Below are 26,843 nucleotides of genomic sequence, written 5' to 3' on the forward strand. Positions count from 1 at the left end.
GTTTGTGTTCATGCAAACAAACGACGTATACTGTAATCAGTAAAGACAGCAGGGAGGTGGACGCAGTGAGCAGAGGCGAAGAAATCAAATTGACCAGCCTTTCCACAAAAGCTGGTTGAGGATGCAAAATCGGTCCCGAGGACCTGGCGCAGGTGCTGCGTCATTTACCAAAGCGAGATAAAGACCCCAACCTTATTGTAGGGGTGAACACATCCGATGACGGCGGCGTCTATAAATTAACCGATGACATCGCTCTCGTTCAGTCCGTAGACTATTTCACCCCGATTGTCGATGACCCTTACATGTTCGGTCAGATTGCCGCGGCGAATGCATTAAGTGACATCTATGCGATGGGCGGAAAACCAACCACCGTACTTAACATCGTCGGCTTTCCAATTAACGACCTTCCCGACGAGATTCTAGCCGGGATCATGAAAGGATCGGCTGATAAAGTCGATGAGTCCGGAGCAGCCATTGCAGGCGGCCATTCGATAGATGATCAGGAGCCGAAATTTGGACTGTCCGCCACCGGCATCGTTCATCCGGACAAGGTATGGGCCAACAACGGGGCACGCCCTGGTGATGTGCTTGTGCTGACAAAACCGATTGGTGTGGGTATCTTGACGACGGCTATTAAACGAAGCAGGATCACCCCCGCACAGGAAGATAAAGTGACTAACGTGATGGCAGAGCTCAATGATACCGCCGCGGAAACGTTAAAATCCTTCCATCCGCATGCCGTAACAGATGTGACCGGCTTCGGACTTCTTGGACATGGATTTGAAATGGCCGATGCTTCCGATGTAACATTCACTTTTCACGCAGATGATGTACCGGTTCTTGAAGGAGCATATGAGCTGGCTGAACAGGGAGTCATGCCCGGAGGTTCAAAAGCCAACGCATCGTATCTAAAGGATCATATAGATCAAGACGAAGGCGTATCCGATCTTACCACCGCTGTTCTTTATGACGCGGTCACATCAGGCGGACTGCTTATTGCAATGGATCCCGGCGAAGCAGCGCAGTACGTGAACGACATGCACGAGAAGGGGAAAACCGATACCGCCATCGTCGGTGTTGTAGAACAACAGAACAGCCGCCCTATCCAGATAAAATAACATTTTAGGTGAAGCAGATTGAGATGCTGCAGCCTCTGAATAGGAAAAACGCTTCCGACTATCGTTTTTGATAGTCGGAAGCGTTTTTAGAATCCCTATTTTATGATGATGGCTGTCTCTAATATTTAAGCCGGACTCTGTCTTCAGGTATGGATTGATTTTCCGTAAATCCTTTCCAAATTTCCGTTGTCGAGTTGGTCCGGCGGTCCGTCATAAATGACTTCTCCGCCGGCAAGTCCGATGACTCTTGTCGCAAATGACCTTGCCAACGCGACATCATGCACATTAATAAGTGACATCAAATGCTGTTTGTCATGCACGTCTTTTAATATGCCAAATACGGACCGGGCCGTACCTGGATCGAGACTCGCCACCGGCTCATCTCCAAGAAACACTTCCGGTTCCTGCATGAGGGCGCGTGCGATCCCCACACGCTGTTTCTGCCCGCCGCTTAACGCTTCCACGCGGCGCTGTGCCATATCAAGCAGTCCCACTTCTTCGAGTACACGCCTGACTTTCTGCTTTTCACTCTCGTTGAAAAAGCCAACCGCATTTGCAAACGACCGGCGTTTTCCGAACAATCCGGTTAATACATTCTGCTGCACCGTAAGCCTTGGAATCAGATGAAAATGTTGAAATATCATGCCGGCCCGGCTCCGCCATTTCCGTTTATCTGCCTCGGGCATCTGCTGAAGGTTTTTCCCCTGGATGAGCACCTGCCCCTCTGTCACGGGCTGAAGCGCATTAATCGTACGGATTAATGTTGATTTCCCGGCACCGCTCGGGCCGAGAACACATACAAATTCGCCGGGATAGAGCGAAAGATGTACACCACTTACCGCCGGTTCTTCTGCCTTAGGGTAATAAACTGTCACATCGTCCAGCTCGATCATTTCCAACCCTCTTTTCCATCAGACTATATCACACGTTTTCGTACAAAAGCTCCGAACAGATCCACCACAATAACAAGCAGCATAATAAACAGAACTTCCACGGTTACAGCTGAATATTGAAAGCTGTTAAAATCATTGATCAGCTTCTGACCGATTCCGCCACCGCCGATAAAGCCCAGAATCAGGGACGTCCGGATCGCCACTTCAAACCGGTAGAAATAATGTGACAACACGTTCGGCCAGATTTGTGGTACCACAGCGAAAAGATTACCGATCCTGCGTCCGGAACCGACCGACTTCATAGCTTCCTGAGGCCCTGGATCAGCCGCTTCAATGAGCTCGGATATTAATTTACCGAGCACACCGATATTGTGAAGCAGAATCGCAATAACCGCTGGAAACGGCCCGAGCCCGAGTACGACGACGAAGATGAGCCCGAACACGATTTCAGGAATGGACCTTAAAATCGACAGAAAAAAACGAAGCAGATAATACAGAACCGGATTCGCCGCTGTATTTTTTGCTGCAGCAAAACTAAGCGGAACCGCGGACAAAAGCGCAAAAAATGTGCCGAGAAAGGCAATGGCAAGCGTAACAAGAGCCGGATCTATTAAATTCGGAGCAATATCAAAGGAAGGAGGAAAAAACTGTTCGCGTACAAACGTGACAGCATCATCAAACTCCCGAAAACTGCTCCATTCAAATTCGGTTTTTCCCATGCTCCACCAGGTAAACACGGCAAGCAGAAGTCCGTATATCCACGCTCTTTTTCGTAACCAGGTCATTGCTTCTGCTCCTTTAGCTTAAACAACTTCTACTCTTCAACACTGTCCATGTTCAGCATGCCAAAATCTGCCGCGGCCTGGGCAATGTCTTTATAATGGCTGTGATCTGTTTCCACAAATGCAGAAGCGCCGCCGAAGATTTCAAGAATCTGTTCATCTTCAATGGCCGTGAAAGCATCCTGAAACTGCTGTTTGACTTCATCACTCATGCCGGACCGGGCCGCCCAAGGGTACTGATAAATCTGATCGGACTGCCAGATTTTTTTCACCTTGCTTTCATCAATCGTTCCTGCTTCCACCAGTTCGTTGTAAATGGCACTGTCAATGGCACCGGCATCCACTTTCTTGTTCGCTACTGCATTGGCCGTCACATCGTGGGAGCCGGTATAGCGGACCGATTGAAAGTCATTGTTTTCCTCGGATTCAAAGACACCGCGGTCTCTCAATTCAAGCCCGGGCATTAACGAACCGGAAGTAGAAGAGACGCTGCCGAATGCAAAATTAACATCTCCAGGCTGCTCCAGCATTTCATCGAGACTGTCCCACGGCTTATCCACATGGGAAATAATATAGGAATGATAATAAGGCTTACCGCCGATTTCCTGTGTGAGAATCGCTTGTGCTCCGCTTTCTTCATTAGCAATGACGTAGGTAAGCGGGCCTAAATAAGCAAGATCGATACGACCGAAATTCAGGGCTTCCACCACAGCATTATAGCTTGGATAGTGGTCCACCGCGACCCCGCGGTCCATCGACTCATTCAACGTGTTCTCGAGTGCATCCAGGCCGTCCTGCATTTCCCCGGCAGACTGGGCGGGAATCACAGCTACCTTCAGTTGTTCACCGGAATCACTGCTGCTGCTTTCTCCACCGTTTTCCGTATTATCTTCCGTGCCTCCGCCGCATGCTCCAAGCATCAGTGCAAGAGACGCCAATACTCCTATTAACGACTTTTTCATGTTTATGTACCCCCTGTTTGGTGTCTACCTTTCGTTTGTTCACAGAACGTGTAAAGAAATCCACCGCACCGGATTCATCTCAGAAGCGAGTCGTATAGAAAGGTGTACTCGGCTGCTTCTTCTTCCGGGCAGTGGTATCGTGCCGCATATTTTTCTGCCTCACCGGCAGCTTGGCGGTACAAGGACGTGTCTCTCATTAACATGTCAAGAATCTCCACGAATTCCTGCGGCGTTGAAAACAGCCATCCGTTCCTGCCGTGAGCAATAACACTTTCGCTGCCGCCGTTTTTTCTGGCAAGTGCAGGCACACCGTGCATCATGCCCTCCAGCAGACTCATCGGCTGTCCTTCGGAAACAGAAGTATTCAGCACAACATCAGCCCATTGATAAAATCCCGACATATCTTTGCGCTTCACAGGTGGATACCGGAAAAACCAAGACAACTCTTGTTCCGCCTGCTCCACTTCCTTTTTCACCTGTTCATCCATCTCTTCGCCTAAGACCAGTAACTGAAGATCCGGAAAGCGTGAAAGATTTTTTTGAAGAGCACTGCACACATACAACACATCTTTCACGGGACGAAGGCCGGCCGGGAGAAGAAGCTTCGGTGATCCTTCCGGAAGAACCGGTACCGCCTCCGGTTTCTCCGGCGGTATATCCACTCCTTGAGGTATAACCGTCACCTTACTTGAAAGCCTCGGAAAACTTTCCACGATTTTTTGTTCCGCATCTCCCGTAAAAACCGTCACCGCTCCGGCATCTGCCAGAAACTGCTCCATGTTCTGTTTTTTCACAGCATCCTGCAGATCAATATTAATATCCGTACCGCCGCTCGTTACCACAAGCGGTTTCCTGATACGAAGACGATGTGCTTCCACAAACTCGGCGGCCCGGCGTGCATGAAGGGCATGAACGATATCTGCTCTTTCCAGTTTCTCATCAAGCGGGGAGTCCTCTTCTTCAAACGCATACACCATCACCTCATGCCCCGCTTTTTCCAGATAAGTTTTCATGCGTCCGGCCGTGGCCGCATTTCCACGAGCAGTGTAGTAATACGGCGTCAAATACAGAATGCAGAGCGGATCAGGTACGGTTGTCATTCGGATTTCTCCAGACTCGCTGCTCGTTCTCCCATTTGGTCCATTTCTGTTCATCCAGCCATTCCAGAAATGGAACGAGAAACTTTCTTGACACAGGCAGTATTTCTTTGGCCTGCTGCAGCGTGAATGCCCCGGGATGGGAGGTGCGCAGCAACTCTTTTGCTTCCTGCAGCTTTGAAACCTCTCTTATATGTCTGTCGTCCATGGCTGAAGCCGTGCCGGACTGGAGCAGGGCATAGCGGAATTCATTTCCCAGTTCTTTCGGTATTCCCTGTTCGTCCATGTATTCCTGCCACGGCCGGGGAGCGATCCCGTCCTGGTGCCAGCTGCTGCGGGCCTGTTCCATTCTGCGTTCCCATCCTTCAGGATAGGACGGAACATGCGAAAAAACGGCTGCATACTGTTTCTGCCGCGAAATCAGTTTCTGTTCCACTGCTTCTTCAAAAAAACGTTCGGCAAGTTCCTTAGGCAGGGCACCGGATGTAAACAAAGAAAGCTCGCGTTTGTTTTTCCCGCTGCGCAGGGGATACTGCTCGTGAAACGCACGCAGTTCGGCAAGTATGCTCTCCATGTATTCGTCATAAAGCTCCTGCAAAGCGATTCTGCCGTTATCATACGTTTTGGCCTGCTCTTTTTGAAGCAGTTCTGCCACCACATTTTCGGCGTCTTCCTGGAGCAGCCCTGTTTCTTTAGCCAGCTGTTCAGACGACAGCCACTTATATTCACGGAGCGCTTCCTGCACGTGTTCCTCGGGCGTCCCCTGTTTTTCCTGCTGCAGCCGGTTAATCGAGTACGCGCCAAAACGAAGTCGTTCGGCATTCGGATTCAGAACCCAGCCTCCTCCGATTGTCTCCATCGGGGAAGGCCTGCGTAAAATAAAACGATCCGCTCTTTTCGTTACGACCGGCCCGTCCAGTACGAGCTGGCACAACACTTCCTGTTTTTCCCCAGGCTCCAGTACATTCCGGTCAAAAAAAACAATCGTACCAAATACCTCTGCCGTTCCGAGATGAAGCTTTACCGAACCGCGCTGTTTCAGAGTGTGTACCGTTTCCTGCGACGTATAGAGCACGACATTGAGCCGCTCGGTCGTCACATAATGTTCCGCCGAGACAACAACATCGCCGCGTTTCAGCTCCTCTCTATCCACCCCGCCTATATTCATGGCAAGACGCTGCCCGGCGATTCCTTTGTCCACCCGCGTGCCGTGCCGCTGGAGCTGCCGGATCTTCCCTTTTTTGCGGAGGGGAAGCATCTGCACCGTATCTCCTTCTTTAATCTGCCCTTCGTACACCGTCCCACGTACCACGGTTCCCTGGCCGTGAACAGAAAACACTTGATCGATGGGCAGACGGAACGCACCTCTGGCCTCCCGCACAGAAAGACGATCCAGTATATCCGTTATGACCGAACGCACCTGTTCGATGCCGCTGCCGGATAGGCTGTCCACAAATACCATTTCCGCCTGCTCAAACGGAGTTCCCTGCACTTCACTCCGGATATCCTCTCCAGCCAGTTCCCGGAGATCCTCTTCCACTTTGTCCGCTTTGGTCACTGCGATCAGTCCGCCGGTCACGCCAAGAAGAGATAATATTTCAAGATGTTCTTTCGTCTGCGGCATCACCCCTTCGTCTGCCGCGACCGTTAACACCACCGCGTCAATGCCTGCCACGCCTGCAATCATCTGCCGGATAAAACGTTCGTGTCCCGGAACATCAATAATGGAGACTTCCATATCGTCTCTGAGCTGAAGCGGGGCAAATCCGGGTTCAATCGAGACACTCCGCTCCTTTTCTTCTTTCAGCCGGTCGGTGTCATGATCGGTCAATGCTTTGGTCAGGGCTGTTTTTCCGTGGTCTATATGTCCGGCCATTCCAATGGTATACATACGCTGTGCCATGTTGATTCCCGCCTTTTTACAATCAAGCCTTTTCTTTATCTTTCATCATACTACATGTCGAAAACCAACGAAAATGAAACGGAGTTGTTGCATTGTTAGAAAGGAAGGCGTAAAATACGTCCCGTATTAAAAACGTGGGGCCGGTTGCGATGCTGGTGCACGCCAAAGTCTTCAAAACTTCAGGGAGGCGCGTGCCGTCTCCGCTGGGTTCGATTCCCAGACGGTCCCGCCAACTCACGCCTACTCTCGCAAGGGATTCGGCGATTTGGGCGGAGATTGGAGTCGAAGATTTTTCGTAGATTGAATCGGAGATTGCCCGAAAGTCTACCGGCTGCATCCCGCGACAACTCCGGCAACCTATTTCGGAGACTACCGGCGGCCAACCGCCATTATACGATAGAGACGACGCCTTCCGCTACTATAAATAACGGGAGGTTTTCGTATGGCCTTAAAAGGCAAGGCGCAGCATAACCGGGTTAACCCGAACTCGCGGAAACGGAAATTTGGCATGCGGCGCAACGTCAACCACAACCCGGCGGCTTATCTGAGCCTGTCGGAGTTATTCGAGCGATACATGGCGTTGAAGAAAACGCAGGGATTCGCGCGTATGACGATACAAGGGTACTACACGCATTACGATTGGTTTATCGATTATTTAGAGGAGGCGGAGGGGCTTCCGGACTTAGTGAACGAGGATATTACGTCAGATGTGTTCGTCGCCTACATCGAGTACATGGCCGACCGCGGCCTCGCCAAAACAACGATGAATGTCCGTATACGGACAACCCGTGCCTTTTTGCGGTGGTGTTACGAGGAAGGGCATATCGTAGAGCCGATCCACGAGACGTTCAAGCCGGTGAAAGTGCCGGATGACCACGTAGACGCGCTGACGCCGGACGAAGTAAAACGGCTGCTTAACGTGATTGACGACACGCGCTTCGTCGGTTTCCGGGAAATCACGATTATCCTGACAATGCTCGATACAATGGCGAGGGTGTCGGAAGTCGTCGCCATGCAACGGGATAACGTAGATTTGCGCGAAGGAGTCATCCGGCTGGACGCCGACAATACAAAGACGAAGAAAACGCGGCTTGTTCCGTTGTCGCCGCATTCTCTCCGCTACCTGCACGAGTATATGATCGAGACGGAGGACTTTATGACCGACCACCTGTTCGTGACGTATGACGGACACCCGCTCGACGCCGCTACGTTCCGTAAAAGGTTGACGGAAGTAAAGGAGGACGCCGGCATCACGAATAAGCGCGTCAGCCCGCACGTCCTCCGTCATACCGGCGCACTGCTGTACATTCTCGACGGCGGCGATCCGTTCAGCCTACAGCAGATTCTCGGACACACGGACGCGTCGATGGTGAAAAAATACGTCAATATGGCGGACGGCGACCTTATCATACAACACCGGAAGCATAGCCCGCTGAACAGCGTATTTGACCGGAAAAGAAAAAGATGACGAAATTTAAGGAGGGCTACGGCTCTCCTTTTGTATGTATACCGGAGCCGCCGAAGCAGCCCCGTGTTGTTTTCGTTAGTGTACGTTTTCCCCTTCGTCTGACTCCGTGTCTGTTTCCGCAAGCATGTCGTCCAGTTCCGCAATTTCTGCCTGTATCTGCTCGTTACTGTGCGCCTGCTTTGCCGTTTCATCTGTCCGCATTTCAATCTCGGACTTATTCGTCAGCATGCCGAGACGCTTGTACGCTAGTTCCATCGCTTTCACGCTGAATGAGCCGTTCTTGCTGCCCATTTCGCGGATATGATTGATTAATAAGCCGTCAATTTCGCCGACGACCTCCGCGATCTGCTGTTCGTTAATCGCGTTTTTGTACAGAATAAACGTTTCTTCTTTCTTCCAGTGATAAACCATTCGGTCACTTACGCCGACCTCGTCCGCAATATCCTTAATGGTGCGGCCGTTTCCGGTCAACTCCTTATCGACGAGCAAATGCGCAGCGTGTCGTTGCTGACTCGATAACTTCCGGGCTAAATCATTTGTTCGGCTCATGTTTTAACGCCTCCTTGCGTTGGTTTAGTTCTTCGGTATAATACGTAAATTGTTCGTTGAAATAGTCGTCGTCTTCCAATAAATGGCGGAGTTCCGTTTTATCGTCCGCGGTTAGTTCCGCCGGTTCGTAGCCTTCTTCCTCTTCGATCCGGTACTTTATGGTAAAAATCCTAAACTTTACTCGGGCGATGTCTGTGCTTTCACCCTCATCGGTCATCACGTTGTACATGACACAGAAGCAATACGCTTTAAACCTTGTCTCCGCATCTTCGCAGAATGACGCTACATCCACGTATCCTTTTGCGGCATCTAACTTCGCGGAATTATAAACCGGCAACAAGTCCCACGTTTCTTCTGCGATGGCTTCGTATTTCTTATATGCGTCCTGGATGATCTTCCCGCGGTACAAACACGCAAGGGAGAACACTTTCGGCACAAATGCTTCCGGTGTTGGTTCCGGCACGGGTTCCGGTGTATCCCCCGATGCTTCTTTCGCTTCTTTCACCCGTCGCTTTATTTGGTCTAAATCCGGTATCATCGTTTCACCTCCGTTATTAAAAAGAGGCCGGCCGACACTACGTCAGCCAGCGCTCCTTGTCGTTTCCTATATCGTGCCGACGACGTAAAATTCCTTATCCGCCGCTGATACCTCGTGCATCGCGATAATAACGGTATCCCCGACTTTCAGCGGCGAGGGAATCGTTATCTCCGCCTCACCGTCTATTGCGTGAGAGTGGCCGTCCGCTGATTCCGTTGAAATCGACCGTATTGTCGTATTTACCGTCCGCTCCCGGAGATTCCGGTCGATGAACAGGTCGCCGTCGGCTTCTTCGAGGTCGAACGACTCGCCGGCCATACGGACGACAAGCGGCTCGACCGCCTTTACTTCGGCAAGTGTCAGCGTGACGTCCTTGTTGTAGCCGATCGAACGTATAACCTGCACTAACTGCGATCTGCCGCTGCCTTCGATTCGTTCCGCTTTTACGCTCATTTACGCACCTGCCCCCTGAGATTCCCGTAATTCTAGTGCAATCTGTTTCGACAGCTTGTCGATGTCACTGTCGTTTCGGACGTACATATCGCCGCTAAAGATAACGTCACCGCCGGTACCTGCATGCGCGGACTGCCCGCCGCTTTTGCCTCCGGAAACTCGCCCGGCTGTTGCTGATGCTGCAACTCCGGACGCCTGCGACCGCCCGCCTGCACTTACCGGTTGGTACGGTGTGTCGTCAAAGCCGCTTTCCGCCGGCTGTTGTCGGTCGGATAATGCGGACGTAACGTTGTTCAGACCGTGGTCGCGGAGGACTTTCGCCTGTTGATGCGGCACAATCATCTCCCCTTTGTGTAGCGCCGCATGGAAGTTATTTCTAGGAATTCGGTTCATCCCATGGAAGGCATGTCTGTCCGCTTGTTCGCCTCCGCCGCCGAATAAATTGCCGGCGGCGCTCGCTATTCCACCGAGGTCAGGCATCGAAAAGTTCGATAACATCCCCGTAAAATCCTGCCACGCGCCTTTAACGTCCCTGATGAAGCCGAGCAACGGGTCGAAGAAGTTGCTGACCGCTGTGCCGGCTGACTTCAAAGCCGATCCGACAGCTTCTTTTACGTTATTCCATATCGTCTTTGTCTTGTTCCAAATCGACGTGAACGCGCTCTTGATGGCCGACCACAGCTTCTTCACCGCGGCTCGTCCTTCGTCCCAATTCCGCCATAAATAAATCCCGGCCATGACAAGACCTGAAATGAGCGTAATAATCGCGCCTATCGGGTTCGCCCGCATAGCCATGTTTACGAATAACATCGCGCCTCGTACGGCCATTAGAACCGTCTTTAATGTCCGGAATATCGCGACACCGGCGGAAACTATAGACGTTATTGTCGATATAATCTTAATGCCGGCGATGGCCGAGATAACGCCAAGAACGACCGTCTTCACCGCGCTCATATTGTTTTTCAGGAACGTCCCGGCGTCCGACAACATATCGAGTCCTTGCTTCGCCGTTTTCGACGTATTCAGCCATTCCGCAAAGCTGGACGCGAGATTAAGGACTGTCGTCGACAACGGGGCTAACGCGGTAAGAAGTTTACCGACGAAGCCGACGATGTTTCCGATGGTATCCATTAATACCGGCCCATTCTTCCGCGCGTAGTCGATGAAACTCTTAAACCCATTCGACCCGGCGAGGCCTTCCGCCCACGACCGGAATTTTTCGGTTAAGTTCGTCAGACCGTTCCCGACGTCATTCGAGACAGGCGCGAAAGCCTTTAATATCTCCATAAAGCCGACGAAAAGGTTTCCGGCTGACGAAAGAATCGTGTTCAGCCCCTGACCGACGTTATTGTTGATATAATCGAAAAACGACTGTACCTGATCGGTTTGGAACGACCTATTTACCCTCGCAAGAAAATCGCCTAATATCTGCGATGTCGTCGAAATGGCCGGCTTGATCCCTTCCATTGTCTTCTGAATAAGCGTCAGGCTTTCGTTAAAGGTTCGGAGAACTGGTTCCTCGAAACCCGCTACGAAATCGCCCCACCACGACTTAAACTCCGTTAACTTCGTAATTGCGTTTTGCTGCGCGCCAGTAACGCCTTCCATCGCCTTCTGCAATTCCGCTTGTGCGTCCGCCCTTGCCGATGACGACGAGGCATTCGCTATTTCCTTTTCCAACTCTGCGATTTGCTCCTGCTTTTCGATGACTCCGCCGATAGCACTCGTGGCCACCGCGCCGAATCCGACAGCCCCGGCACCAGCCGCCGAGAATGACGACGCAAGGCCGCCAAGCGCCACGGTAGCCGGTCCGACTGTCGCCGGAACAGCCGTGATTGCGCCTGTGGCCAGCGTCATTTTACGGCGGAAATCGGCACTTGCATCCGCGGTAAAGCCGAGCGCATCGCCTAGCCCCGATATCTCTTTATTTGCTTTCTTCGCCTGTTTTGCGGCGTTACGGATTTTCCCCGACATATCATCGCGAAGCCGGAGATGGGCGGTTAAATCATATGCCATGTCCGCTCACCTCCGTTATTCTCCGATCCATGTAACGCTGGAAAGCCGATGAAGCAGCGATACTGTTCCGGTCTACTTTCGATGCTTCTTCGTCGCGTTTCCGTTTGCTTTTCGTGCGTGTCATCTTTTCCGCGGCGTTTATCGTTTTGACGAGCAGCCGTCCGAACTCTACCGCGTCGGGGTCGTTGACTGTCCGAAGTTTGGCGGCCTTGCCCCGGAGCGTTTGCAGCGTGGACTTATCGGCGCGTCCCGTGATGACGTCGTTTACGTTGTCGAGTTCCGCGTGGACTTCTCGTAGCAAATCGAATATTTGTTCGTCTGTCATCGGTTATTCCTCCGTTTCTTTCCTTAAAGTGGCCGCTGTTAAGGGCGCCTATGCCAGTACGTTAAGCTGCTCGCGTAGGAGAGAGAGAGAGCGGTCATCGCAGCGTTTATCAGCCTTCAAATATCGCTTTAACCTCGTCAAAAATCGTCTTTTGGGCGGTTTGTGACAGGTATTCCTCGTTTAATTCGGCCACTTTCGCGAGAATATCCGACCCTTTTTGCCCGATACTGGAGATTGCGCTGTCATCATGGGCGATCATCGCATCAAAGTCGTCCTGGTACGTCAGGATTTCTGCGCCTAGTGTCCGATCCTGCTCGCCGGCTTTTAGCTTCGTTTTATATTGGCCGTAAAGCCGGGCGATGTGTTCAAGCGTTTGGGCCGCAAGTTTTTCTTGATATTCCGTTTTTGCGGCGGCATAAAAAGCAGCGGAGGATTCTTTTTCCGTCCGCTGCGCCTGTCCGTATAGATGTTCGAGGTTTTCCATAGTGCCGACGAACCTGCCGTAAAGATTGACTTTGCTTAGGTCTTTCTCCGCCGGCACGCGGTTTAGTACGTCCATGTCGTTCGTAATTTCCGTAAAATGGTTGCCTGGAATATTAATGTTCATGATTATACACCCGCTCCTTTTCTCATAATAGCATCGGCTCCGGCCTGTCTTACGCGTTCTTGTTCCGCTCTTTCGTCCGCGCGTTTTTGCGCGTCTAGTTCTTCGTCCACATATGGTTTCGGCGCTTCGTCCGGCATCGCTTCGAAGATTTCAGAGGTGCGGTCGATAAATTGGACGTTATCATCTCCCATTATTGGCCGGAATTTAGCTTTTTGCGATAAAGTTGAATCTTTTTCCATTAAAGGGTTCAAGAAGAAGTTTTCCTCGCCCATCCTCTCGTTTGTTTCCTCGTACAATTGACGGGCCTCTTTAACTTCCGATGGTTCAATGTCCTGGAATTTTTTATAAAGTTCCGTTTTAAGTTTACTGGTATCTTGTCCAGCATCTGATAATATCGATGATGTCAGTTCCGCAAAATCTTCCTGAAAGACGCTTCTATAATAAGGATCATCATAAGTATCAATAAACTTTTCTAGTTTTTCTTTGGCGCGATTGGAATTAGGTTCAAGCATAATTTCCGTTTTCAATCTTTTGTAATCTTGTTCGAACCTTTCTACCTCATAACCTCTAGGCTTTTTCGGTTTTTGGTAAGCCAGTTCTCTTGCAATACGGTTGGCCTTTTGTACTTCCACGTTGTGCTGCTCTTTTCTATTATGCATTTGCCTAAAAGCGTGCAAAGCAAATTCAGCCTGAAACTCCTTTTTTTCCTCCTGCTTTCCTTCTTCCGATAGTTTGGTATTTCCGTTTATTTGATCGATTTGTTGTTTACCGTCTTTGTATAATTGTGCTAAAAATCCCATATTGCCGGCTTTAATTTCATGTGCGGTCATGAGGTGCTGTTTTGCATCTTCCAATGTTTTGTTTTTTAACATAACTGATCCTCTCCTCTTAATTATTGATTGATATTAGTGTTCAGTTCTCTGACGTGCGTGTACCTCATTTCCTGCGCCAAATGCTGCGCCTCTTCCAACGCCTTGCTTCCGGCAAACGACAGCCAAATACCGGGAAACTCCGTTTGTTTCCTCGCAACAACCTCGGCTGTCTCGTAGTCTATGACGTGGATATTCGCGGTAATGTTGCCCGGCTCGCCGTCGTCCTTCTCGGCCAATTTAACGGACAATATGCATTCATTTTCGGCGATTTCCACGGTATGACCGCCTCCTATCTGACCGCGGTTTACGGTCAACCTCAAATGTCTGCTGGAAACGTACGCAAGACAGCCGGATTTTCGGCCGCCGGAGGTGCGCAAAGTCCTCGCTATTTTCAACGAGCCAGTGGACGAACGGCGAATACATATCATCCGGCCTCGTTCCTCCGTGTTCCTTTATTTCGCTTCGTTTGTCTAAATCGAGACGTTTGCCGGCCATTTTCCCTCACTCCTTATGTCACGCAATAGACCCCGCATTTTGGCGTTCCCCCTCCATTAATACTCGATAGAATATAACGTCGCTGTGTGCCTTTAATTTTGCGGCTCACGCCCGCGTTTGGGCTTCGATTGCGTTACGTTGTAGCCCGTTTATTCCGCCGCAATTCCCGCTGCCGTTTCCGCGCCTGTTCTTTCTGCGTTTCGGCCCGGCAATCGCCGCAATATTTCTGCGCGTTTGACTTCGGATGGAATGGCTCGCCGCACTTTCGACAGTCCGGCAAATCTTCGCCGGTTCCGGTTGATCGCCAGTATCTCGCTTCCAGCGTTTCGTCCGCGGGCAATACGCAGTTTTCGAAGTACGGGCAGCGTTTAATTTCGTCGGACGACTTATCGAAAAATACGCAAGGTCTATCGAGAAGACAGTTACCGTCGCCTGCGTAGGTTGCGCATTGTTCCGATGCCTGCCGCTTTAGGTCCTCCCGTAGTGACATAACGGATTACCTCGGCTTTTTCTTAGATTAGTAGTTGACATGTACCTCTCTCTTATCGTAAAATAAAAATGGATAATAGTATAAACTAATAAATACAGAGCAAAAAATTAAATCAGCATCTTCGAGCGCTCCAATACTTCTATAAATTCACCGTCGATTTCAAATATCTTCGCAATAGCCATACGGATTCTGTCAGAGGGTTCGACGCGGCCGTTTTCAATTTGGCTCAACCAGGAAACGCCTATGCCGGTTTCATCGGCAAACTCTCTTTGTGTCATTCCGAGGTATAAACGAACTGCCTTCACCGTAGTTCCATTCATTTACATTCCCCTCCTTTAATTATTTTTCATAAACTTTTAGTTAATGTTCAAAAAAAAGAGCGTTTCCTGCCCTCTACTCTACATAGGGTTTTATCTTTACTAAAATGCCTAATATGATGCGGTTTTCCGGTTATTTTTTAAGTTCATTACGTACCCACAATGTGAAAATGCCGGCTGCTTAAAACTCCGCATCACGTCGCAGTATTTCTGCTTGAGATCATGCGCGTAATATGCCTGACCGCAGCACTCGCAAACTCGCACCCGATCCGTATCCAACCGGCGAATCTTCACGCGTACTTCCGACTCAGCACCGCGGGAACCACCGGCATACTTGCGCGGATTCTGCTTCGCGGTATCAATAAGCGCAATAAGGCTGTCGGGATCGGACGCGTTATCTTTCGGAAACAGTTCGTCCTCCACCGGGTTATCCAGCGCGTGAGCCATCTTATCTTCGTTAATCGAATACGGATCAAACGCAGCCGGCCATTCTTCGTCCATGTCTCCGGCTTCCCCGTCGAGCATTAACGTCCGTTCGTTTTCTTTCCGTGCTCCTTCTTGCCGCCACTCCGTTTCCGCGTTGTAGACCGGATAATCTTCGGATCGTTCCGCGACCTGGTCGACGTCGAGGAGATAGTCGGTGATGACGTTGATTAATTCGGATTCTGCGCCTTTTTTCGTCAGTTTCGGATGCCGCATCGTCCAGCGTTCTAACGGCCATACGGTCCCGCCCTCGGCGTCCGTGTTCGTGACACCTTTCGCGCGGAAGTCGGCGAATAACGCCTCGATCCTTTGCTGGCGCGTTGCTGTGTCCGACTTGGCCGGTTGCGGAGTTTCGTACCACAGGCGGCGGATTTGTTCGGTGGCGTATCGGTATAATTCCATGTTCCGGCGTCCTCCTCTCTATCGTGACGGCGTGACGGCCGCCATAACTTTCTTTTCTTTTTACGGCCTGTATTTTTCTTTTCTTTGAAAGATTTGCGCGAAAGTGTATCTACCCGTCCTTCCGTGTATTATCGTATATACGGTCTGACGCGGAAGGGTTTATACATCCGAAATATGGCGTTTGAATAGTAGTACGACGACATGAACGAAAGTGAATGTCGTTAAGGGAACGAAAGTGACCGCTAGTCTTTTTAACTCTTGTTCGGTAAATCTCGTTAAAATAAATCTAGTTAGCCGGTAATTATCGCCCTTCCCCACCGGTAATTTTTACGGTTGCATGACAGTAATTTTTACCGGTAGCCATTCGCCGACAGCCACCTTTGTGCCGATCTATCCCGTTCCGATTGTTCCTGCGCGAGCCGATCCAGGTAATTCCGTTCTGCTTGCGGGGAGGATGCGAATAATTCGTCACGGGTCAGCGGAACAAACGGGACATATACGCGCCCCTGCGATGTGTCGCTGTAATCGATCAACCCAACGTCTCGGAGCGTCGATAGATGAGCGCTTGTCGTTTTCTCATTTCGGCCATAATGTCGCGCTAATCTCATCACCGACGGGTACGCGTATCCATAATCAACGTTATAGAAGTCGACGATTAAGGCGTAAAGGTAATTCATTTCCGCGCGGTATCCGTCTACGTGGATATACCAGGTAAGGTCGGAAGGCAACCGGATAAAATGGCCGATGCCCTCCGATTTATCGTAAACCTGACCGGAACTTTCGATTATCGGCATGTGTTCACGCTCCTTGTTTTTCTTTTTCCGCATTTTCTTTCAGAATCATAGCAAGTTCCATCGTATCTCCTAACTTGTTATCCCGCATATCTCGAATCTGTTTAAGATCATATTCAAACCTTTCTATTTTCTTTTTTAGGATCCTACGACTTATAAAACCTGCTGCTTTATAAAATTCATGGATTTCCTCTTGTGTTTCTTCTGCTGCCTTTATTAAATTATCTATCTCATGAAACTCTCTTTTTGTTTCTGCATATTCGGGATACTCCCATTCTAATACGCTATCAATAAATTCATTGATGATATTAAATACATTAACTCGTGTTCCGCCTAAAGTGGACATACCTTCTTCCTGTCTATCAAAGATGAATATTTGACTTATCCTCTCGCCTGTAAACACCTCGTGCAAATAAATACGGGGGTTTAGCAAATCTTTTTCCTCAATGACCTGAATATAACGTTCTTTACCTTGCGTTGTTTCAACTTCCGGAGTGAGTATAGGATTATCTTCAATCGCTTCTTTGATTTCTTCGAATATCTTCATAATTATCGAACCTCTCCCTTAATTAGTTGTGGTGGCGACAGGCCGCGGAAACCTGCCGCCGCAGATGTTCTTCGGATTCGGCGAAACGATGACGGACGCTCTCACCCTCCGGCCATTTTGCGCAACCTTCATCGGAACATATTAACCCTTAATCTTTTCGGCGTTCACTCGATGCTGTTTCCTCAACTCTTCCGCAGCAAATTCCAACGCATCCGCTAGACCTTCCGCGTAACCCGTTTGAAATTTTAGAGCCTCGAAAAAAGGCGACCCGAAATTGGTTAGTGTCTGCCGGTCTTGTCCTACGAAGTCAATATCGAGTTTACACGGTATCCAACCGCCTTCCTCCATAAATTCCGGATTGAGGCCTAGTGTAATTTCTGAGACACCCGAAATACCGTTATCCGCTTCCTCTTGCGGTACTGGATCGGTAGTATGTACCGAAACCTCGAAATCACCGCATTGTTTTGTCGAGACTCCTTTTCTAAAATCCACCGGTCTTAATGCCATAATCAATCGCTCCCTTTCTTAATTTTATTAATATTCATTCTCTTTCTCCTGCCAACATATCTAATTTTTAACTACTATTTATCATTGAATTTCTATAATTTTCACTGTTTACAAATTTTGAGCAAAAATTATTAACATGTCTTCTACTATATTTTTCTTTAAAATACTTTCTAACTTGCACTCCGTTTTTATCAAAATATGGGTTACCATCTTTATAAACCCAAAGAACAAAAGGAAAGTTTGGATCTCCACCGCCATCGAACTCCATTACAAATTTATAATTCTTGATACTCCAAGATTCAACGTCTGCTCTCATAACAACTAACACACTCCTTTGATTTTTTGTTTTCAATCCTCCGGCAGCTTGTCCGCCCTCATCGAAAAGTTGTCCTACTTACCTATGCCAATCGAATGTTCTGATTGGGGAATCTTCGCGTGATTTTTTTTCCGTCAGATGACCACCACCCACTCGTGTGAATTTAAAATAATTCCTATTGTTATATACACCAAAATCGGATAAATCTTAGGGTTGACACGGGAATTTCTTAAAAAACCTTCTACCCAACTATCAAAATCCAAAGCTAAAAAATTAGGGGGAGTCGTAAAATTCCTGCTTCTATATTATAGACAGGTCAACCTCCGATTTGGGACAAATCATCCCTACTCTATTTTGTTACACGACTTATCGATTTCGTACAAAATTTCCGAAGTTTTTCGCCGCCTACCCACCTATGTCAATCGAGTGTCTCGTTTGGCACAAATTTTCTCGAAAAAACACCCTCCCTGCTTTATATACAGCATTTTTTAATTCGAGATGGGACAAAGTGTACGGAGTATTCGGCAGATAATCGCCTCCTTTCTTTCCTTCCTCTTACTTTAAGAAACACTGAGTTTACGTAGAGTTGGGACAAAATTTCCGAAATATTTTTTTCGGTGTTAATGTATTATGCGTATGAACTTATCGGTTTCGCACATTTATCCCGAAATTTTCTGCGTTGTTTTTTCCGTCTATACTGTATATACCGTAATAGCTTCGTTAAAAATTAGGGGCCAGTCGAAATTTTTTCCGATTGTAAATCGATGACTTTCGGTTGGTTTTCTTCCGGCAGATGACCGCCTCCTTTTAAATTCGTTTCGTCCTCTTATCGGACATATTAGAGTGAAATTCCGGATTTGGGACAAAACTCCGTGATAATTTTCGCTGTTACTAGTAATATACGTGGTGACTTTTACTGTCCGCACATAAATTACGAAATTTCTCCGATGTGTTTCCGTCTTCTACTTTTGAAGGCGCAGATGTCCGCTTGATTTGGGACAGAATGTCCGAAGTTTTTTTTAATGCATCTACTCAAGTATCGAAATCCATCGCGGAAAAATTAGGGTGTCCGCTAAAATTTATCAAATTCCCGCTGGACATCCTCGGCGACAATCCGCCCTAAATACCCCGGCACCGTCATCCCGTTTTTGCGTGCCAGTCACCGCAACGCTTCGTGTTCGTCCGGTGTGATGTCCGCCCGGAGGTTCTTGCGGTACGTCTCTGTTGCTCGCGATGACTCCTGCTTCGGCCGCCTATACTGCGGAAATACAACGGGTTCAATTGCCATATTATCGACTCCTCTCGTGTAATTCGGTGATAACGCGTTCCAGCTTTTCGATAACCGTAGCGCCGCCGGTGACTTCGCCCTTCTGCCGCATGTGAGCGATATCCATTTCGAGTGATGCCAGTTCCGTTGCGTCGACCGGCCGGCTGCGGATCGGCACGGGATTCCGGAATGCGTTGGACAATTCGGCGAGCCGTCCGTCAGCGTGCAGGACCGCGTAGTCGCCGAGGGCAAAGGCTATGGCCGCGGACTCTTCGTAATTCATGACCGCCGTTATTCGGCCGGCCTTGCCGTTGTTGGTTACGTGGATCATAAGATAACTCCCCTTTTGCGCCGCGTTATCCACAATTGGATATACGTGCAGAATTTTTTTAAAAAGTTTTCCACAATCGCTTGAATTAGAACGAGTGTTCGTATATTATAATAAATAAGACATCAGAGAAAACGGCATACTTAACAAGCCCGGTCAAAGCCGGAATTTTTCGCTATTTCTTTTTCGCGGAATCCAGGGCGGTTGCCGCCGCCCCTTTTCCGCACCTGAGTGGCGATGCCGGCGTGTTGTTGGCGCAACTACCGGCCGCAGGCTCTTACGTTGCCAGTCCCGAAGTTGTTGGCGCAACCTCGGCCGCAAGATTTTTCACATCAAGCGCTGCGCAGCTTACTCGGCCACCGGCTATGCAGCCGCCACAATGTACGATAAACTCATACACTCCGGCCGCGGCACAACCGGTAATATAATCGAAAGGCTCGTACGCTGTCCGCAAACAATACGCGGGGAATAAACGCCTATTATCTCCGGGCAAAGCACAAACCGATATAATTGCGATTACACAGCCGCAGCAACCTCCGGCAGTTCGAAGCCGAGGTCGGTCAGTAAATCGGCGTCAACGTCTAATGTGCCGGCCTGTACGTCCTTTGCAACGAGGCCGGGCGCGATAAAGTAGGCGATCCAGTCCGGAGCCAAGACGGTGCGTTTTTCGCCGGTTTCGAGTAGAGTGACGATCATAAAGCCAAAGCCGATTTGTGTACGCGGTGCTTTGTAGTGAAAGCCGATTGATTTTTTCATGAATAACGCCTCCCGATTATTGGTACGTTTATGAGTACCGTATTAATTATCATTATATGGTACGCTTAAACGAAATGCAAGTGTTTTTTAAAATTTTTGGGAGGTTTTTTTGTGGAAGTAGAAGTCGTTATTAAAATTAACGATATTTTGCATAAAGAGGATATTTCACTGCGCGAGCTTTCGCGGCGTGCCGATGTTAGACATGCAGCGTTAAGCGAATTAGCAAACGGTAAGAGAAAAAGAATTGAATTTGACCATATTAAAAGAATATCGGAAGCTATGCAGATAACAGACATACGCGAAATAATTGATATAAAGACAAATTAAAGGACAAGGCATAACGCCCCGTCCATTTTATAGGGGATACTCCGAGATACGTACAAAAATAGGACATAGTGTAGAAAAACCTTTAGGTAACCGTTTTTACTCCCAGGAACCATACAACATAAGATCAATTGAGTAGCTTATGTTTATGAGCCAAACACAAAATACATTGATGAATTTAGAGAAGCAGAGGAAAAAGCGGAACAAGAAGGCAATAATATATGGTCTATTGATGGTTATGTAGAAAGTCAATTTGAGGGTTATTAATAAGGATAACAGCAGGCTTAATTATAAACCTCTTTGATAGCTTGACCAATTACAGTGGAACAATTTAACATAAATTTAACGATTAAATAAGGTAGGGATTCTTATATGAAACTAATAGAAGTTGAAATGTCTTCTTGGGAAAGAGAAAAGTTCGAAGCTATGACAGGGGATTTTGCATCAAAACTAAGTATGACTGCCAATATTAATGTTACAAAATTAGTAGAAGTCATAAATAAAAATGATATTAAGTTTAATGCTGCTTTTTGTTTTATGGTGGCAAAAATAGCGAATAAAGATAGACATTTCAGAATGGCCGTAAATGAAAAAGGAAATTTAGCTTATTACGATTACGTTAATCCAGTATATGTATTGGATCAAAAGGAAGTAGAAGGTAGATACACAACATCTTGGACTACATACAAACCAAATTTTTCTGAGTTTAATAGGTGCTACATGAGTGATCTTTCGACCTATACTGATAGTAACAGCTATTTTGCAAGAACGTTACCACCTAATATTGTTAATATTTCTCCTAATCCGTGGGTTTCTTTTACAAGTTTCTCAATCATATGGGAAAAGCGACTACTATCTCCTACTGTTTTGTCAGGAAAAAAATTCAATATGAATAACGATATAATGCTTCCGGTTTCGTTACAAATCGATCACCTTGCTGCCGATGGTTATCATCTAGGGTTATTTTTTAATGAATTACAAAAATTAGCTGATTCATGTGAAGAATGGATAAAATGATTGATTGAAAAAATGGGCGTAAAGATTTAATTGTGTTGCGTAAAAAGTTAATTGCCCACTTTAGATCTCGTTTAATACAACACAATTGATCTTATGTTGTATGGTTCCTGGGAGTAAAAACGGTTACCTAAAGGTTTTTCTACACTATGTCCTATTTTTGTACGTATCTCGGAGTATCCCCTTATATGTGCCAATCGTTCATAACCGAAAAAAAAACGCCCTCCTACCGGCCTAAACCGATAAGAGGGCGACTGTGCTGCGCGAGCTATTCGAATGTTATCTCGGTGTCGACCGATTCACCGACAGGAGTACCGGACTCTGACACGAACGGCGCGTCGGCATATACGCGAATCCATTCGAGGGCTTCCGCGTCAATCGGTTCGGCCGTTGTAAACGTGTAGAATCCGTCTTTCGTGACGCCGGCGTGATACGTTCCGGTCAGTTCGCCGCCGCTGACGACGCTTTGCATGCCGAGTTGCTTGCCGGTACTCGTGACGACTTCGGATGCTGGCGCGAAGAATAGCGTTAATTTTGAATTTCTTTTAATAGCGTGCTAACACTTTCTCTCCAGTCGTTAGGGTGGTCTGGATGTCCATAACTGTAATCTAATGGATCTAAAGTAATTCTCTGATCTTGGAGATGTATAGTTACTGTATCAATCACTTTTTCAAAAGAAATAAGTTTACCTGTCAGATCATAATTTACATCTATTTGATTAATTTGGTTTTTAGGTATAACCTTTTTTGTTAGGCTAATGGCATGATCGAAATGTGTATCACTATGTTTTTCTTTTTCTACATACTCAAAAATTATTAAGTTACTTTCATGTAGTGCTATTACTTTTACTTGTCCATGTTCTTCAAACTCTATTCCTGAAAATTCCTCACCTATCATAAATTTAATGGCACGCAAAAAAGTAATTAGAGACTTATCCTCTTGACACTTAATCCTGTCAACAATAGTAGATTCTATCATTATTCAATCCTCACCTTTCTGTTGTGTTTGTCTTCATTCTACTAGGTAAGAATATCCAGTCAACAGAAAAATGAAAGATTTTTCACACCTCGATCGCTTCGACAGCTTCGTCTAACTCCTGCTGCTCGATGCCGATATACTTTAACGTCTCCCGCTCGGACGAGTGTTTTAATATCCGCATGATCCGGGTGATGTCTGTGCCATTCTCGTACAGCATCCAGCCGTGTGTCTTGCGGAGGGTGTGCGTGCCTATCCCGCCTATCTTGCCGGCAATGCCTGCGCGTTCAGCCGCCGCGTTTAGGATACGGTACGCCTGCACGCGGTCAATCGGCTTGTGGTGACTGCGCTTACTCCGGAATAGATACTCGTCATCTTCCCCGTCTAGCTTTGCGACCTCTTTCCGTACGGTAGCGTTTAATTTAATCGGCCGGCGCTTGCCGGTTTTCTTCTCCGCAATATATAACGTGTCCTGGCCGCGGAGATCGCCGACTTTCAGCGGAAGCAGGTCGGAAATGCGCAATCCTAACGAGACACCTACAACGAACAGCAGCCGGTCGCGGCCGTGTAGTGCCCGTTTCATCTTATCGCGGTCAACCTTCGATTTTATAGCGTTGACTTCGTTTGCCATCGTATATCCCTCCGTACATACAACGTCATTTCGTTTTTGTTGTATCGAGTATAGCGGATAGATACACCGGAGACAACCCCGAGTATAAAAATATTCTGCGCAAAATTTTCGGGCTAGAGACGTTATGCAGCCGTTTCAGTCCGCCCTTCCGATTTCAGTCCGAAATGGGCGCAAAACCCCCGACCTAAAAAATGATTTCCGTACCTTTTATCCGCAAGGCAGGCGGTATATAACGGGGCAGCGTGGGGGTCACCGGCTCCACACACGGCAAAACTGACCGAAATTTAAACGTTCAAACGGTGAATAAACCATACATTTTCGGGCATAAACGACACAACACAACCGGCTTTTGTTGTATCGCCACAACGCTAAGAATCGCGTCACACCAGCGTATACAGGCGTTATGTGTCCGCTTATACTATCGCCTTATCTTATGCACGCTGTATAGCGCGCCGTATCAAGGCCGGCTATATGTCCGTGCTGCATACGATCCTGCATATTGAAGGCGGATATTACGGCTAGTAGACGCTTGCTAGACACCCCCGATATATATGCGGACGCACGCGCGGGCGGCGTGTCGCAGGCAAAATCGCCCTATTCCGAAACAGACTGAACGGTCTGTCCGGCTATTCTACGTTATATTCGTATTCTACCGAAACACCATCGAATGTCAATCGGTCGTATTTTCGTACAATCATTCCGCAATAAATTTACCGTTTTATTTCGATTTACTCGCAACACTCGCACACCTATCGGATTCCGTAACCGTGTGCGGCCAATCATGCGTATTATTTTCTCTTTCAGACGCTGCTGTACACCGCATATTGAACTGTGTTACACTACTCTCGCGGAAGGTTCGTCTCTACTATACGGTGTACGCTTAGGCTTACGGGGACTTTTTCGCGGGTACGTGAGGTGACGTTGATTTGACGGGAGATTGACCGGTCAGATTGAACGGAAAAATTGACGAGCGAACTTCAAAACTTCAGGGAGGCGCGTGCCGTCTCCGCTGGGTTCGATTCCCAGACGGTCCCGCCATGTTCTATTTTATACCAAGCAGTTTTTTCCACCACGATCTTTGGTCTTCCCCGCGCCCCCCGGTGGATACACTCTCCTCGACAAAAATATCTTCTTTATGAACAGCTTCCTCTTTTGCAAGCACAAGACCGATATCCGTCTCTTTATTAAGGGATGTTATGCGCTGTGACTCGACTCCGTAGGAATCGGCTAGTTTCGTGTAGGCCGAAACCGCTTTATATCCAAGCTTCCCATTCACGACCATTACCGCATCCGGATGATGCTGAAGCATCTGTTCCACTTCCAGAAACGTCCCCTTCTGCATCACCTGCTTTTTCGTCAGAGCAAGCAGCACCCTCTCTCTGAACGTGCCGAGAAACCTCCGTTTTTCATCCGGTTTTAATTCCTTCGGACCGTATATGCCTTCTTCCAAATAATCATTCACGTTTTTTTCAGCCATTTTTCTCTCCTTTCCACCCTACTTCAGTGTACCAAATCACAAGACAGATATAACAGGAATACAAAAGACCCGGTCTATGTTTTTTAAAACGGTTTATGATAAAATATCCTTAAAATAAAAAAGAACGAACGGGGTGAAACAGATGCCTTCTGATATGTTTATGTGGTTTATTGTGGCTTGGTCCGTGTTTTTAACGGTCATGATGTTTATCGGCGGGTATTTCATGTTTCGCAAATTTTTAAAAAGGCTTCCTAAAGAAGACGGCCGCTCCATTCTCGACTGGCAGGATCATTATCTGGAGAGGACCATTCACTTATGGCCCCAGGATAAAAAAGATCTTTTGGAAGAACTGGTGGAGCCGGTGCCGGAACTTTTCCGCGACACCGCCCGCGAGAAAATCGCCGGCAAGGTTGGGGAAATCGCTTTGGAAGAGCGTGCCCGGCGGATTGATGAGGATCTGCTGATACGCGGGTACATCACGGCTACTCCGAAACGGGATCATAAATTCCTCCGAAAAAAACTGGATGAAAAACGAATCGATGTATCCCCTTACGAACATTTATTTTTATAACCGCAAGAAAGACCGCTCCAACGAAACGGAACGGTCTTTTTAATGCGAATGAGCCGGAGCTTGTCCGCTGCTCTGCCTTCTTTTTTTCCTTTCCACCTTTTTAAACTGAACAAGCATGAAAATACGCCACGGAATAATCATGCCGTATGCCAGAATAAAGAACATTCCCGCCAGCTCTTCCACGTTGATGGCATCCCCGATAAGCAGCTTGAATACGATTCTGACTGCAAGCAGCGTAAAAAGGAGAAACACAAACGCTTTGGAGCGCACCATGTAAATGTCATTGTCCCGAACCTCAAAACGGGAGGTTTTCATAAGGAGAAGCGAAAACATAATCCCGACCGAGAACGCCTCGAGAATCTGTGCGGGTGCAAGCCGGGTTGGTTCGTATACAAACATTAGAAAACCAGTGGACATAAAAAAAGGCGGCAGAATGATTTTTTTTACCGTTGCCGGTTTTTTGATCGCTTTCATCCGGATAAAAATCGCAGCGAGTGCCACCATCGCAGCTCCGGCAGTGGATAACAGCAGCATGGCATTCATAAGTCAGGCCAACTCCCATTCCCTGACTGCCAAAGCAGCAGGGTTGTCTGTTAGATCTCATTGTTTCCATGATACAACGAAAAAAAGCCGGGATGCAATCTCACCCCGGAAAAATGCGGAAGGAGGCTGATGCCGGCTGTATCCGGACAAACAGCCTCCTTGGTGTTATTTTTTGTCCTGTTGTTTCTGCATGGCTTTCATCATCTGATTTATTTTCTTCTGCGAAGGGTTCTGTCCCATCTGCATCATCATGACCCGGAGCATCTGCTCATCAATCGGGGGATTTTTCTTTAAGTAATTCATCATCGTTTTGCGGGCAATAAAAAACCCTAATGCAGCACCCGCCAATAGACAAACAACACCGACGAGTACAAACCAAAGCCAGTCCATCCCGTTCATTTCCTCCTTCTACTACGTTACAGCGATACGTATATCATCGTTACAATAATTCACCTATACAATTATAACGTATCCCCGGTCTGTTGGAAAGAGGAACTCTCTTTTTGCTTATAAAACGGAGTAGACCTTGAGGGGCTTCAGCCATCCGTACGTTTCTTTTTTCATATTGACCGCAAAGAAGTAGGGAGAAACTTTTTTGAAGCAATCAAAAACCTGCCATTCTTCTTTGGCATCCCCGGCATGATCAAAAATAACTTCCCGGTCGTCCAGATAAATACTGCTTCCCGTTCGCGCACGCGTATACGTGTACCGATTCTTTTTCTGAAAGCCGGCTTTTTGTAGATCGTTGTGGAGCGTGCTGATGAAATATGGATACAGCAGAGGTTCGGTAATATAGTAAATCTGTTTTTCCAAAAGCGGGCGGGCCCACTCATAAGCCTGATGGTAATCAAGAAATAAACGGTAGAGCTTGTCCTCGGTCTGGTAGTATTGAAGCGCCACTTCTTTTGTAATGATAATCAGTTGGTATCTTGTCATGGTTATGCACTCCTTTCGCTTCTTATCGGGAGCAGCGGCTGGTGTGATGTACAAGTCCAGCATATCCGATAAAGCGTAAGAGAGCTGTCA

At 47.9% G+C, this 26,843-nt stretch carries 34 protein-coding genes, 1 tRNA gene and 1 pseudogene; 7 read left to right on the top strand and 29 right to left on the bottom strand.

The window, feature by feature from the left end; genetic code table 11:
• Positions 1-83: 83 nt before the first annotated feature.
• Positions 84-1,118 carry a selenide, water dikinase SelD gene (gene selD, locus BM124_RS12340; protein ID WP_425288590.1) on the top strand — a complete coding sequence of 345 codons (1,035 nt, stop codon included), beginning with the start codon at positions 84-86 and terminating at the stop codon, positions 1,116-1,118.
• 143 nt (positions 1,119-1,261) lie between these two features.
• On the opposite strand, the gene phnC is transcribed toward selD, so the two are convergent.
• From phnC to selB, 5 genes are all read right to left on the bottom strand, one after another.
• Entirely contained in the window at positions 1,262-2,011 is a 750-nt protein-coding gene (gene phnC, locus BM124_RS12345; protein ID WP_093337932.1) for a phosphonate ABC transporter ATP-binding protein, read from the bottom strand.
• A gap of 23 nt (positions 2,012-2,034) precedes the next feature.
• Entirely contained in the window at positions 2,035-2,796 is a 762-nt protein-coding gene (gene phnE / locus BM124_RS12350) for a phosphonate ABC transporter, permease protein PhnE (protein ID WP_093337933.1), read from the bottom strand.
• 29 nt (positions 2,797-2,825) lie between these two features.
• Positions 2,826-3,755, bottom strand: a complete 930-nt coding sequence (phnD, locus tag BM124_RS12355; RefSeq protein WP_093337935.1) for a phosphate/phosphite/phosphonate ABC transporter substrate-binding protein — start codon at positions 3,753-3,755, stop codon at positions 2,826-2,828.
• A gap of 74 nt (positions 3,756-3,829) precedes the next feature.
• Positions 3,830-4,855: a glycosyltransferase gene (locus BM124_RS12360; protein WP_170841133.1), complete on the bottom strand. Its 1,026-nt coding sequence runs from the start codon at positions 4,853-4,855 to the stop codon at positions 3,830-3,832.
• Positions 4,839-6,755, bottom strand: coding sequence for a selenocysteine-specific translation elongation factor (gene selB / locus BM124_RS12365; protein WP_244504329.1), 1,917 nt, complete (start codon positions 6,753-6,755; stop codon positions 4,839-4,841). Before selB ends, BM124_RS12360 begins: the two co-directional genes overlap by 17 nt.
• Positions 6,756-6,891: 136 nt before the next feature.
• On the opposite strand from selB, the gene BM124_RS12370 reads away from it, so the two are divergent.
• A tRNA-Sec gene (locus BM124_RS12370) sits at positions 6,892-6,987 on the top strand.
• A gap of 210 nt (positions 6,988-7,197) precedes the next feature.
• Positions 7,198-8,223 (top strand): tyrosine-type recombinase/integrase, encoded by a 1,026-nt coding sequence (locus tag BM124_RS12375; RefSeq protein ID WP_093337938.1) that lies wholly within the window; start codon positions 7,198-7,200, stop codon positions 8,221-8,223.
• A 75-nt stretch (positions 8,224-8,298) separates the two neighbouring features.
• Here BM124_RS12375 and BM124_RS12380 read toward each other — a convergent pair whose 3' ends face one another.
• The 17 genes from BM124_RS12380 to BM124_RS12460 form a co-directional block, all read right to left on the bottom strand.
• On the bottom strand, positions 8,299-8,772 hold the full coding sequence (locus BM124_RS12380; protein ID WP_093337939.1) for a phBC6A51 family helix-turn-helix protein: 474 nt from the start codon (positions 8,770-8,772) through the stop codon (positions 8,299-8,301).
• Complete coding sequence (locus BM124_RS12385) at positions 8,756-9,310, bottom strand: hypothetical protein (protein ID WP_093337941.1); 555 nt, start codon at positions 9,308-9,310, stop codon at positions 8,756-8,758. The genes BM124_RS12380 and BM124_RS12385 overlap by 17 nt, the downstream gene beginning before the upstream one ends.
• 66 nt (positions 9,311-9,376) lie before the next feature.
• A complete protein-coding gene (locus BM124_RS12390) occupies positions 9,377-9,763 on the bottom strand; it encodes a DUF2577 family protein (protein ID WP_093337943.1) in 387 nt (128 codons plus the stop codon).
• Positions 9,764-11,779, bottom strand: a complete 2,016-nt coding sequence (locus tag BM124_RS12395) for a phage tail family protein (protein WP_093337944.1) — start codon at positions 11,777-11,779, stop codon at positions 9,764-9,766.
• On the bottom strand, positions 11,769-12,104 hold the full coding sequence (locus BM124_RS12400; RefSeq protein ID WP_093337946.1) for a hypothetical protein: 336 nt from the start codon (positions 12,102-12,104) through the stop codon (positions 11,769-11,771). The genes BM124_RS12395 and BM124_RS12400 overlap by 11 nt, the downstream gene beginning before the upstream one ends.
• 109 nt (positions 12,105-12,213) lie before the next feature.
• Positions 12,214-12,711 (bottom strand): hypothetical protein, encoded by a 498-nt coding sequence (locus BM124_RS12405; protein WP_093337948.1) that lies wholly within the window; start codon positions 12,709-12,711, stop codon positions 12,214-12,216.
• Positions 12,712-12,713: 2 nt separating this feature from the next.
• The gene (locus BM124_RS12410) at positions 12,714-13,583 is read right to left on the bottom strand and encodes a hypothetical protein (protein WP_093337950.1); all 870 of its coding nucleotides are present in this window, start codon (positions 13,581-13,583) and stop codon (positions 12,714-12,716) included.
• A gap of 20 nt (positions 13,584-13,603) precedes the next feature.
• Positions 13,604-13,897, bottom strand: a complete 294-nt coding sequence (locus tag BM124_RS12415) for a hypothetical protein (protein ID WP_139217127.1) — start codon at positions 13,895-13,897, stop codon at positions 13,604-13,606.
• Positions 13,898-14,675: 778 nt separating this feature from the next.
• The gene (locus tag BM124_RS12425) at positions 14,676-14,888 is read right to left on the bottom strand and encodes a helix-turn-helix domain-containing protein (RefSeq protein WP_093337954.1); all 213 of its coding nucleotides are present in this window, start codon (positions 14,886-14,888) and stop codon (positions 14,676-14,678) included.
• 108 nt (positions 14,889-14,996) lie between these two features.
• A complete protein-coding gene (locus BM124_RS12430) occupies positions 14,997-15,770 on the bottom strand; it encodes a hypothetical protein (RefSeq protein ID WP_093337956.1) in 774 nt (257 codons plus the stop codon).
• A 350-nt stretch (positions 15,771-16,120) separates the two neighbouring features.
• Entirely contained in the window at positions 16,121-16,564 is a 444-nt protein-coding gene (locus BM124_RS12435) for a helix-turn-helix domain-containing protein (protein ID WP_170841134.1), read from the bottom strand.
• A gap of 4 nt (positions 16,565-16,568) precedes the next feature.
• The gene (locus BM124_RS12440; protein WP_093337959.1) at positions 16,569-17,108 is read right to left on the bottom strand and encodes a hypothetical protein; all 540 of its coding nucleotides are present in this window, start codon (positions 17,106-17,108) and stop codon (positions 16,569-16,571) included.
• 141 nt (positions 17,109-17,249) lie between these two features.
• Positions 17,250-17,615 (bottom strand): hypothetical protein, encoded by a 366-nt coding sequence (locus BM124_RS12445; protein WP_093337961.1) that lies wholly within the window; start codon positions 17,613-17,615, stop codon positions 17,250-17,252.
• Positions 17,616-17,682: 67 nt separating this feature from the next.
• Positions 17,683-17,931, bottom strand: a complete 249-nt coding sequence (locus BM124_RS12450; protein ID WP_093337962.1) for a hypothetical protein — start codon at positions 17,929-17,931, stop codon at positions 17,683-17,685.
• 1,159 nt (positions 17,932-19,090) lie between these two features.
• A complete protein-coding gene (locus BM124_RS19530) occupies positions 19,091-19,219 on the bottom strand; it encodes a hypothetical protein (RefSeq protein WP_280139739.1) in 129 nt (42 codons plus the stop codon).
• A 1-nt stretch (position 19,220) separates the two neighbouring features.
• Positions 19,221-19,529 carry a hypothetical protein gene (locus tag BM124_RS12455; protein WP_093337964.1) on the bottom strand — a complete coding sequence of 103 codons (309 nt, stop codon included), beginning with the start codon at positions 19,527-19,529 and terminating at the stop codon, positions 19,221-19,223.
• Between the two features lie 513 nt (positions 19,530-20,042).
• Positions 20,043-20,282 carry a hypothetical protein gene (locus tag BM124_RS12460; protein WP_093337966.1) on the bottom strand — a complete coding sequence of 80 codons (240 nt, stop codon included), beginning with the start codon at positions 20,280-20,282 and terminating at the stop codon, positions 20,043-20,045.
• A 111-nt stretch (positions 20,283-20,393) separates the two neighbouring features.
• On the opposite strand from BM124_RS12460, the gene BM124_RS12465 reads away from it, so the two are divergent.
• The 3 genes and pseudogenes from BM124_RS12465 (at position 20,394) to BM124_RS12470 (ending at position 21,623) form a co-directional block, all read left to right on the top strand.
• Complete coding sequence (locus tag BM124_RS12465) at positions 20,394-20,609, top strand: helix-turn-helix domain-containing protein (RefSeq protein WP_093337968.1); 216 nt, start codon at positions 20,394-20,396, stop codon at positions 20,607-20,609.
• Positions 20,610-20,756: 147 nt separating this feature from the next.
• Positions 20,757-20,873: pseudogene (locus BM124_RS19600) on the top strand (thermonuclease family protein); the annotation flags it as partial.
• A 105-nt stretch (positions 20,874-20,978) separates the two neighbouring features.
• Complete coding sequence (locus BM124_RS12470) at positions 20,979-21,623, top strand: CatA-like O-acetyltransferase (RefSeq protein ID WP_093337969.1); 645 nt, start codon at positions 20,979-20,981, stop codon at positions 21,621-21,623.
• A 265-nt stretch (positions 21,624-21,888) separates the two neighbouring features.
• On the opposite strand, the gene BM124_RS12475 is transcribed toward BM124_RS12470, so the two are convergent.
• The 4 genes from BM124_RS12475 to BM124_RS12490 all read right to left on the bottom strand — a co-directional run bounded on the left by BM124_RS12475 (position 21,889) and on the right by BM124_RS12490 (position 24,703).
• Positions 21,889-22,092, bottom strand: a complete 204-nt coding sequence (locus BM124_RS12475; protein ID WP_093337971.1) for a hypothetical protein — start codon at positions 22,090-22,092, stop codon at positions 21,889-21,891.
• Between the two features lie 56 nt (positions 22,093-22,148).
• Complete coding sequence (locus tag BM124_RS12480) at positions 22,149-22,598, bottom strand: hypothetical protein (RefSeq protein ID WP_093337972.1); 450 nt, start codon at positions 22,596-22,598, stop codon at positions 22,149-22,151.
• An 82-nt stretch (positions 22,599-22,680) separates the two neighbouring features.
• Positions 22,681-23,226 carry a tyrosine-type recombinase/integrase gene (locus BM124_RS12485; protein ID WP_093337974.1) on the bottom strand — a complete coding sequence of 182 codons (546 nt, stop codon included), beginning with the start codon at positions 23,224-23,226 and terminating at the stop codon, positions 22,681-22,683.
• 1,042 nt (positions 23,227-24,268) lie between these two features.
• The gene (locus BM124_RS12490) at positions 24,269-24,703 is read right to left on the bottom strand and encodes a YueI family protein (protein WP_093337975.1); all 435 of its coding nucleotides are present in this window, start codon (positions 24,701-24,703) and stop codon (positions 24,269-24,271) included.
• A 142-nt stretch (positions 24,704-24,845) separates the two neighbouring features.
• Here BM124_RS12490 and BM124_RS12495 point away from each other — a divergent pair, with 142 nt between their 5' ends.
• Positions 24,846-25,274 (top strand): DUF2621 domain-containing protein, encoded by a 429-nt coding sequence (locus BM124_RS12495; protein WP_093337977.1) that lies wholly within the window; start codon positions 24,846-24,848, stop codon positions 25,272-25,274.
• A gap of 39 nt (positions 25,275-25,313) precedes the next feature.
• Here the strand turns inward: BM124_RS12495 and BM124_RS12500 are convergent, their stop codons facing one another.
• The 3 genes from BM124_RS12500 to sirA form a co-directional block, all read right to left on the bottom strand.
• Positions 25,314-25,817 carry a CcdC family protein gene (locus BM124_RS12500; protein ID WP_093337978.1) on the bottom strand — a complete coding sequence of 168 codons (504 nt, stop codon included), beginning with the start codon at positions 25,815-25,817 and terminating at the stop codon, positions 25,314-25,316.
• Between the two features lie 165 nt (positions 25,818-25,982).
• A complete protein-coding gene (locus tag BM124_RS12505) occupies positions 25,983-26,207 on the bottom strand; it encodes a YneF family protein (protein ID WP_093337980.1) in 225 nt (74 codons plus the stop codon).
• A 117-nt stretch (positions 26,208-26,324) separates the two neighbouring features.
• Positions 26,325-26,753, bottom strand: coding sequence for a sporulation inhibitor of replication protein SirA (sirA, locus tag BM124_RS12510; protein ID WP_170841135.1), 429 nt, complete (start codon positions 26,751-26,753; stop codon positions 26,325-26,327).
• Between the last annotated feature and the right edge of the window lie 90 nt (positions 26,754-26,843).

Source organism: Salibacterium halotolerans (assembly GCF_900115625.1).
Taxonomy (GTDB): domain Bacteria; phylum Bacillota; class Bacilli; order Bacillales; family Marinococcaceae; genus Salibacterium; species Salibacterium halotolerans.

What these genes read in the sequence shown, in the direction of transcription:
- BM124_RS12395 (WP_093337944.1), bottom strand. Translation starts at nt 11,779, where the DNA reads ATGGCATATGATTTAACCGCCCATCTCCGGCTTCGCGATGATATGTCG.
- BM124_RS12400 (WP_093337946.1), bottom strand. Translation starts at nt 12,104, where the DNA reads ATGACAGACGAACAAATATTCGATTTGCTACGAGAAGTCCACGCGGAA.
- BM124_RS12485 (WP_093337974.1), bottom strand. Translation starts at nt 23,226, where the DNA reads ATGGCAAACGAAGTCAACGCTATAAAATCGAAGGTTGACCGCGATAAG.
- BM124_RS12440 (WP_093337959.1), bottom strand. Translation starts at nt 17,108, where the DNA reads ATGAAGATATTCGAAGAAATCAAAGAAGCGATTGAAGATAATCCTATA.
- BM124_RS12490 (WP_093337975.1), bottom strand. Translation starts at nt 24,703, where the DNA reads ATGGCTGAAAAAAACGTGAATGATTATTTGGAAGAAGGCATATACGGT.
- BM124_RS12445 (WP_093337961.1), bottom strand. Translation starts at nt 17,615, where the DNA reads ATGGCATTAAGACCGGTGGATTTTAGAAAAGGAGTCTCGACAAAACAA.
- BM124_RS12460 (WP_093337966.1), bottom strand. Translation starts at nt 20,282, where the DNA reads ATGAAAAAATCAATCGGCTTTCACTACAAAGCACCGCGTACACAAATC.
- BM124_RS12455 (WP_093337964.1), bottom strand. Translation starts at nt 19,529, where the DNA reads ATGATCCACGTAACCAACAACGGCAAGGCCGGCCGAATAACGGCGGTC.
- phnC (WP_093337932.1), bottom strand. Translation starts at nt 2,011, where the DNA reads ATGATCGAGCTGGACGATGTGACAGTTTATTACCCTAAGGCAGAAGAA.
- BM124_RS12480 (WP_093337972.1), bottom strand. Translation starts at nt 22,598, where the DNA reads ATGATAGAATCTACTATTGTTGACAGGATTAAGTGTCAAGAGGATAAG.
- BM124_RS12405 (WP_093337948.1), bottom strand. Translation starts at nt 12,711, where the DNA reads ATGAACATTAATATTCCAGGCAACCATTTTACGGAAATTACGAACGAC.
- BM124_RS12360 (WP_170841133.1), bottom strand. Translation starts at nt 4,855, where the DNA reads ATGACAACCGTACCTGATCCGCTCTGCATTCTGTATTTGACGCCGTAT.
- BM124_RS12500 (WP_093337978.1), bottom strand. Translation starts at nt 25,817, where the DNA reads ATGAATGCCATGCTGCTGTTATCCACTGCCGGAGCTGCGATGGTGGCA.
- BM124_RS12385 (WP_093337941.1), bottom strand. Translation starts at nt 9,310, where the DNA reads ATGATACCGGATTTAGACCAAATAAAGCGACGGGTGAAAGAAGCGAAA.
- selB (WP_244504329.1), bottom strand. Translation starts at nt 6,755, where the DNA reads ATGGCACAGCGTATGTATACCATTGGAATGGCCGGACATATAGACCAC.
- BM124_RS12430 (WP_093337956.1), bottom strand. Translation starts at nt 15,770, where the DNA reads ATGGAATTATACCGATACGCCACCGAACAAATCCGCCGCCTGTGGTAC.
- BM124_RS12450 (WP_093337962.1), bottom strand. Translation starts at nt 17,931, where the DNA reads ATGAGAGCAGACGTTGAATCTTGGAGTATCAAGAATTATAAATTTGTA.
- BM124_RS12435 (WP_170841134.1), bottom strand. Translation starts at nt 16,564, where the DNA reads ATGCCGATAATCGAAAGTTCCGGTCAGGTTTACGATAAATCGGAGGGC.
- BM124_RS12495 (WP_093337977.1), top strand. Translation starts at nt 24,846, where the DNA reads ATGCCTTCTGATATGTTTATGTGGTTTATTGTGGCTTGGTCCGTGTTT.
- sirA (WP_170841135.1), bottom strand. Translation starts at nt 26,753, where the DNA reads ATGACAAGATACCAACTGATTATCATTACAAAAGAAGTGGCGCTTCAA.
- BM124_RS12505 (WP_093337980.1), bottom strand. Translation starts at nt 26,207, where the DNA reads ATGGACTGGCTTTGGTTTGTACTCGTCGGTGTTGTTTGTCTATTGGCG.
- BM124_RS12380 (WP_093337939.1), bottom strand. Translation starts at nt 8,772, where the DNA reads ATGAGCCGAACAAATGATTTAGCCCGGAAGTTATCGAGTCAGCAACGA.
- BM124_RS19530 (WP_280139739.1), bottom strand. Translation starts at nt 19,219, where the DNA reads ATGGCAATTGAACCCGTTGTATTTCCGCAGTATAGGCGGCCGAAGCAG.
- BM124_RS12375 (WP_093337938.1), top strand. Translation starts at nt 7,198, where the DNA reads ATGGCCTTAAAAGGCAAGGCGCAGCATAACCGGGTTAACCCGAACTCG.
- BM124_RS12475 (WP_093337971.1), bottom strand. Translation starts at nt 22,092, where the DNA reads ATGCAAAGCGTCGTCAGCGGCGGCGAACTGACCGGAACGTATCACGCC.
- phnD (WP_093337935.1), bottom strand. Translation starts at nt 3,755, where the DNA reads ATGAAAAAGTCGTTAATAGGAGTATTGGCGTCTCTTGCACTGATGCTT.
- BM124_RS12410 (WP_093337950.1), bottom strand. Translation starts at nt 13,583, where the DNA reads ATGTTAAAAAACAAAACATTGGAAGATGCAAAACAGCACCTCATGACC.
- BM124_RS12470 (WP_093337969.1), top strand. Translation starts at nt 20,979, where the DNA reads ATGAAACTAATAGAAGTTGAAATGTCTTCTTGGGAAAGAGAAAAGTTC.
- BM124_RS12425 (WP_093337954.1), bottom strand. Translation starts at nt 14,888, where the DNA reads ATGAATGGAACTACGGTGAAGGCAGTTCGTTTATACCTCGGAATGACA.
- phnE (WP_093337933.1), bottom strand. Translation starts at nt 2,796, where the DNA reads ATGACCTGGTTACGAAAAAGAGCGTGGATATACGGACTTCTGCTTGCC.
- BM124_RS12390 (WP_093337943.1), bottom strand. Translation starts at nt 9,763, where the DNA reads ATGAGCGTAAAAGCGGAACGAATCGAAGGCAGCGGCAGATCGCAGTTA.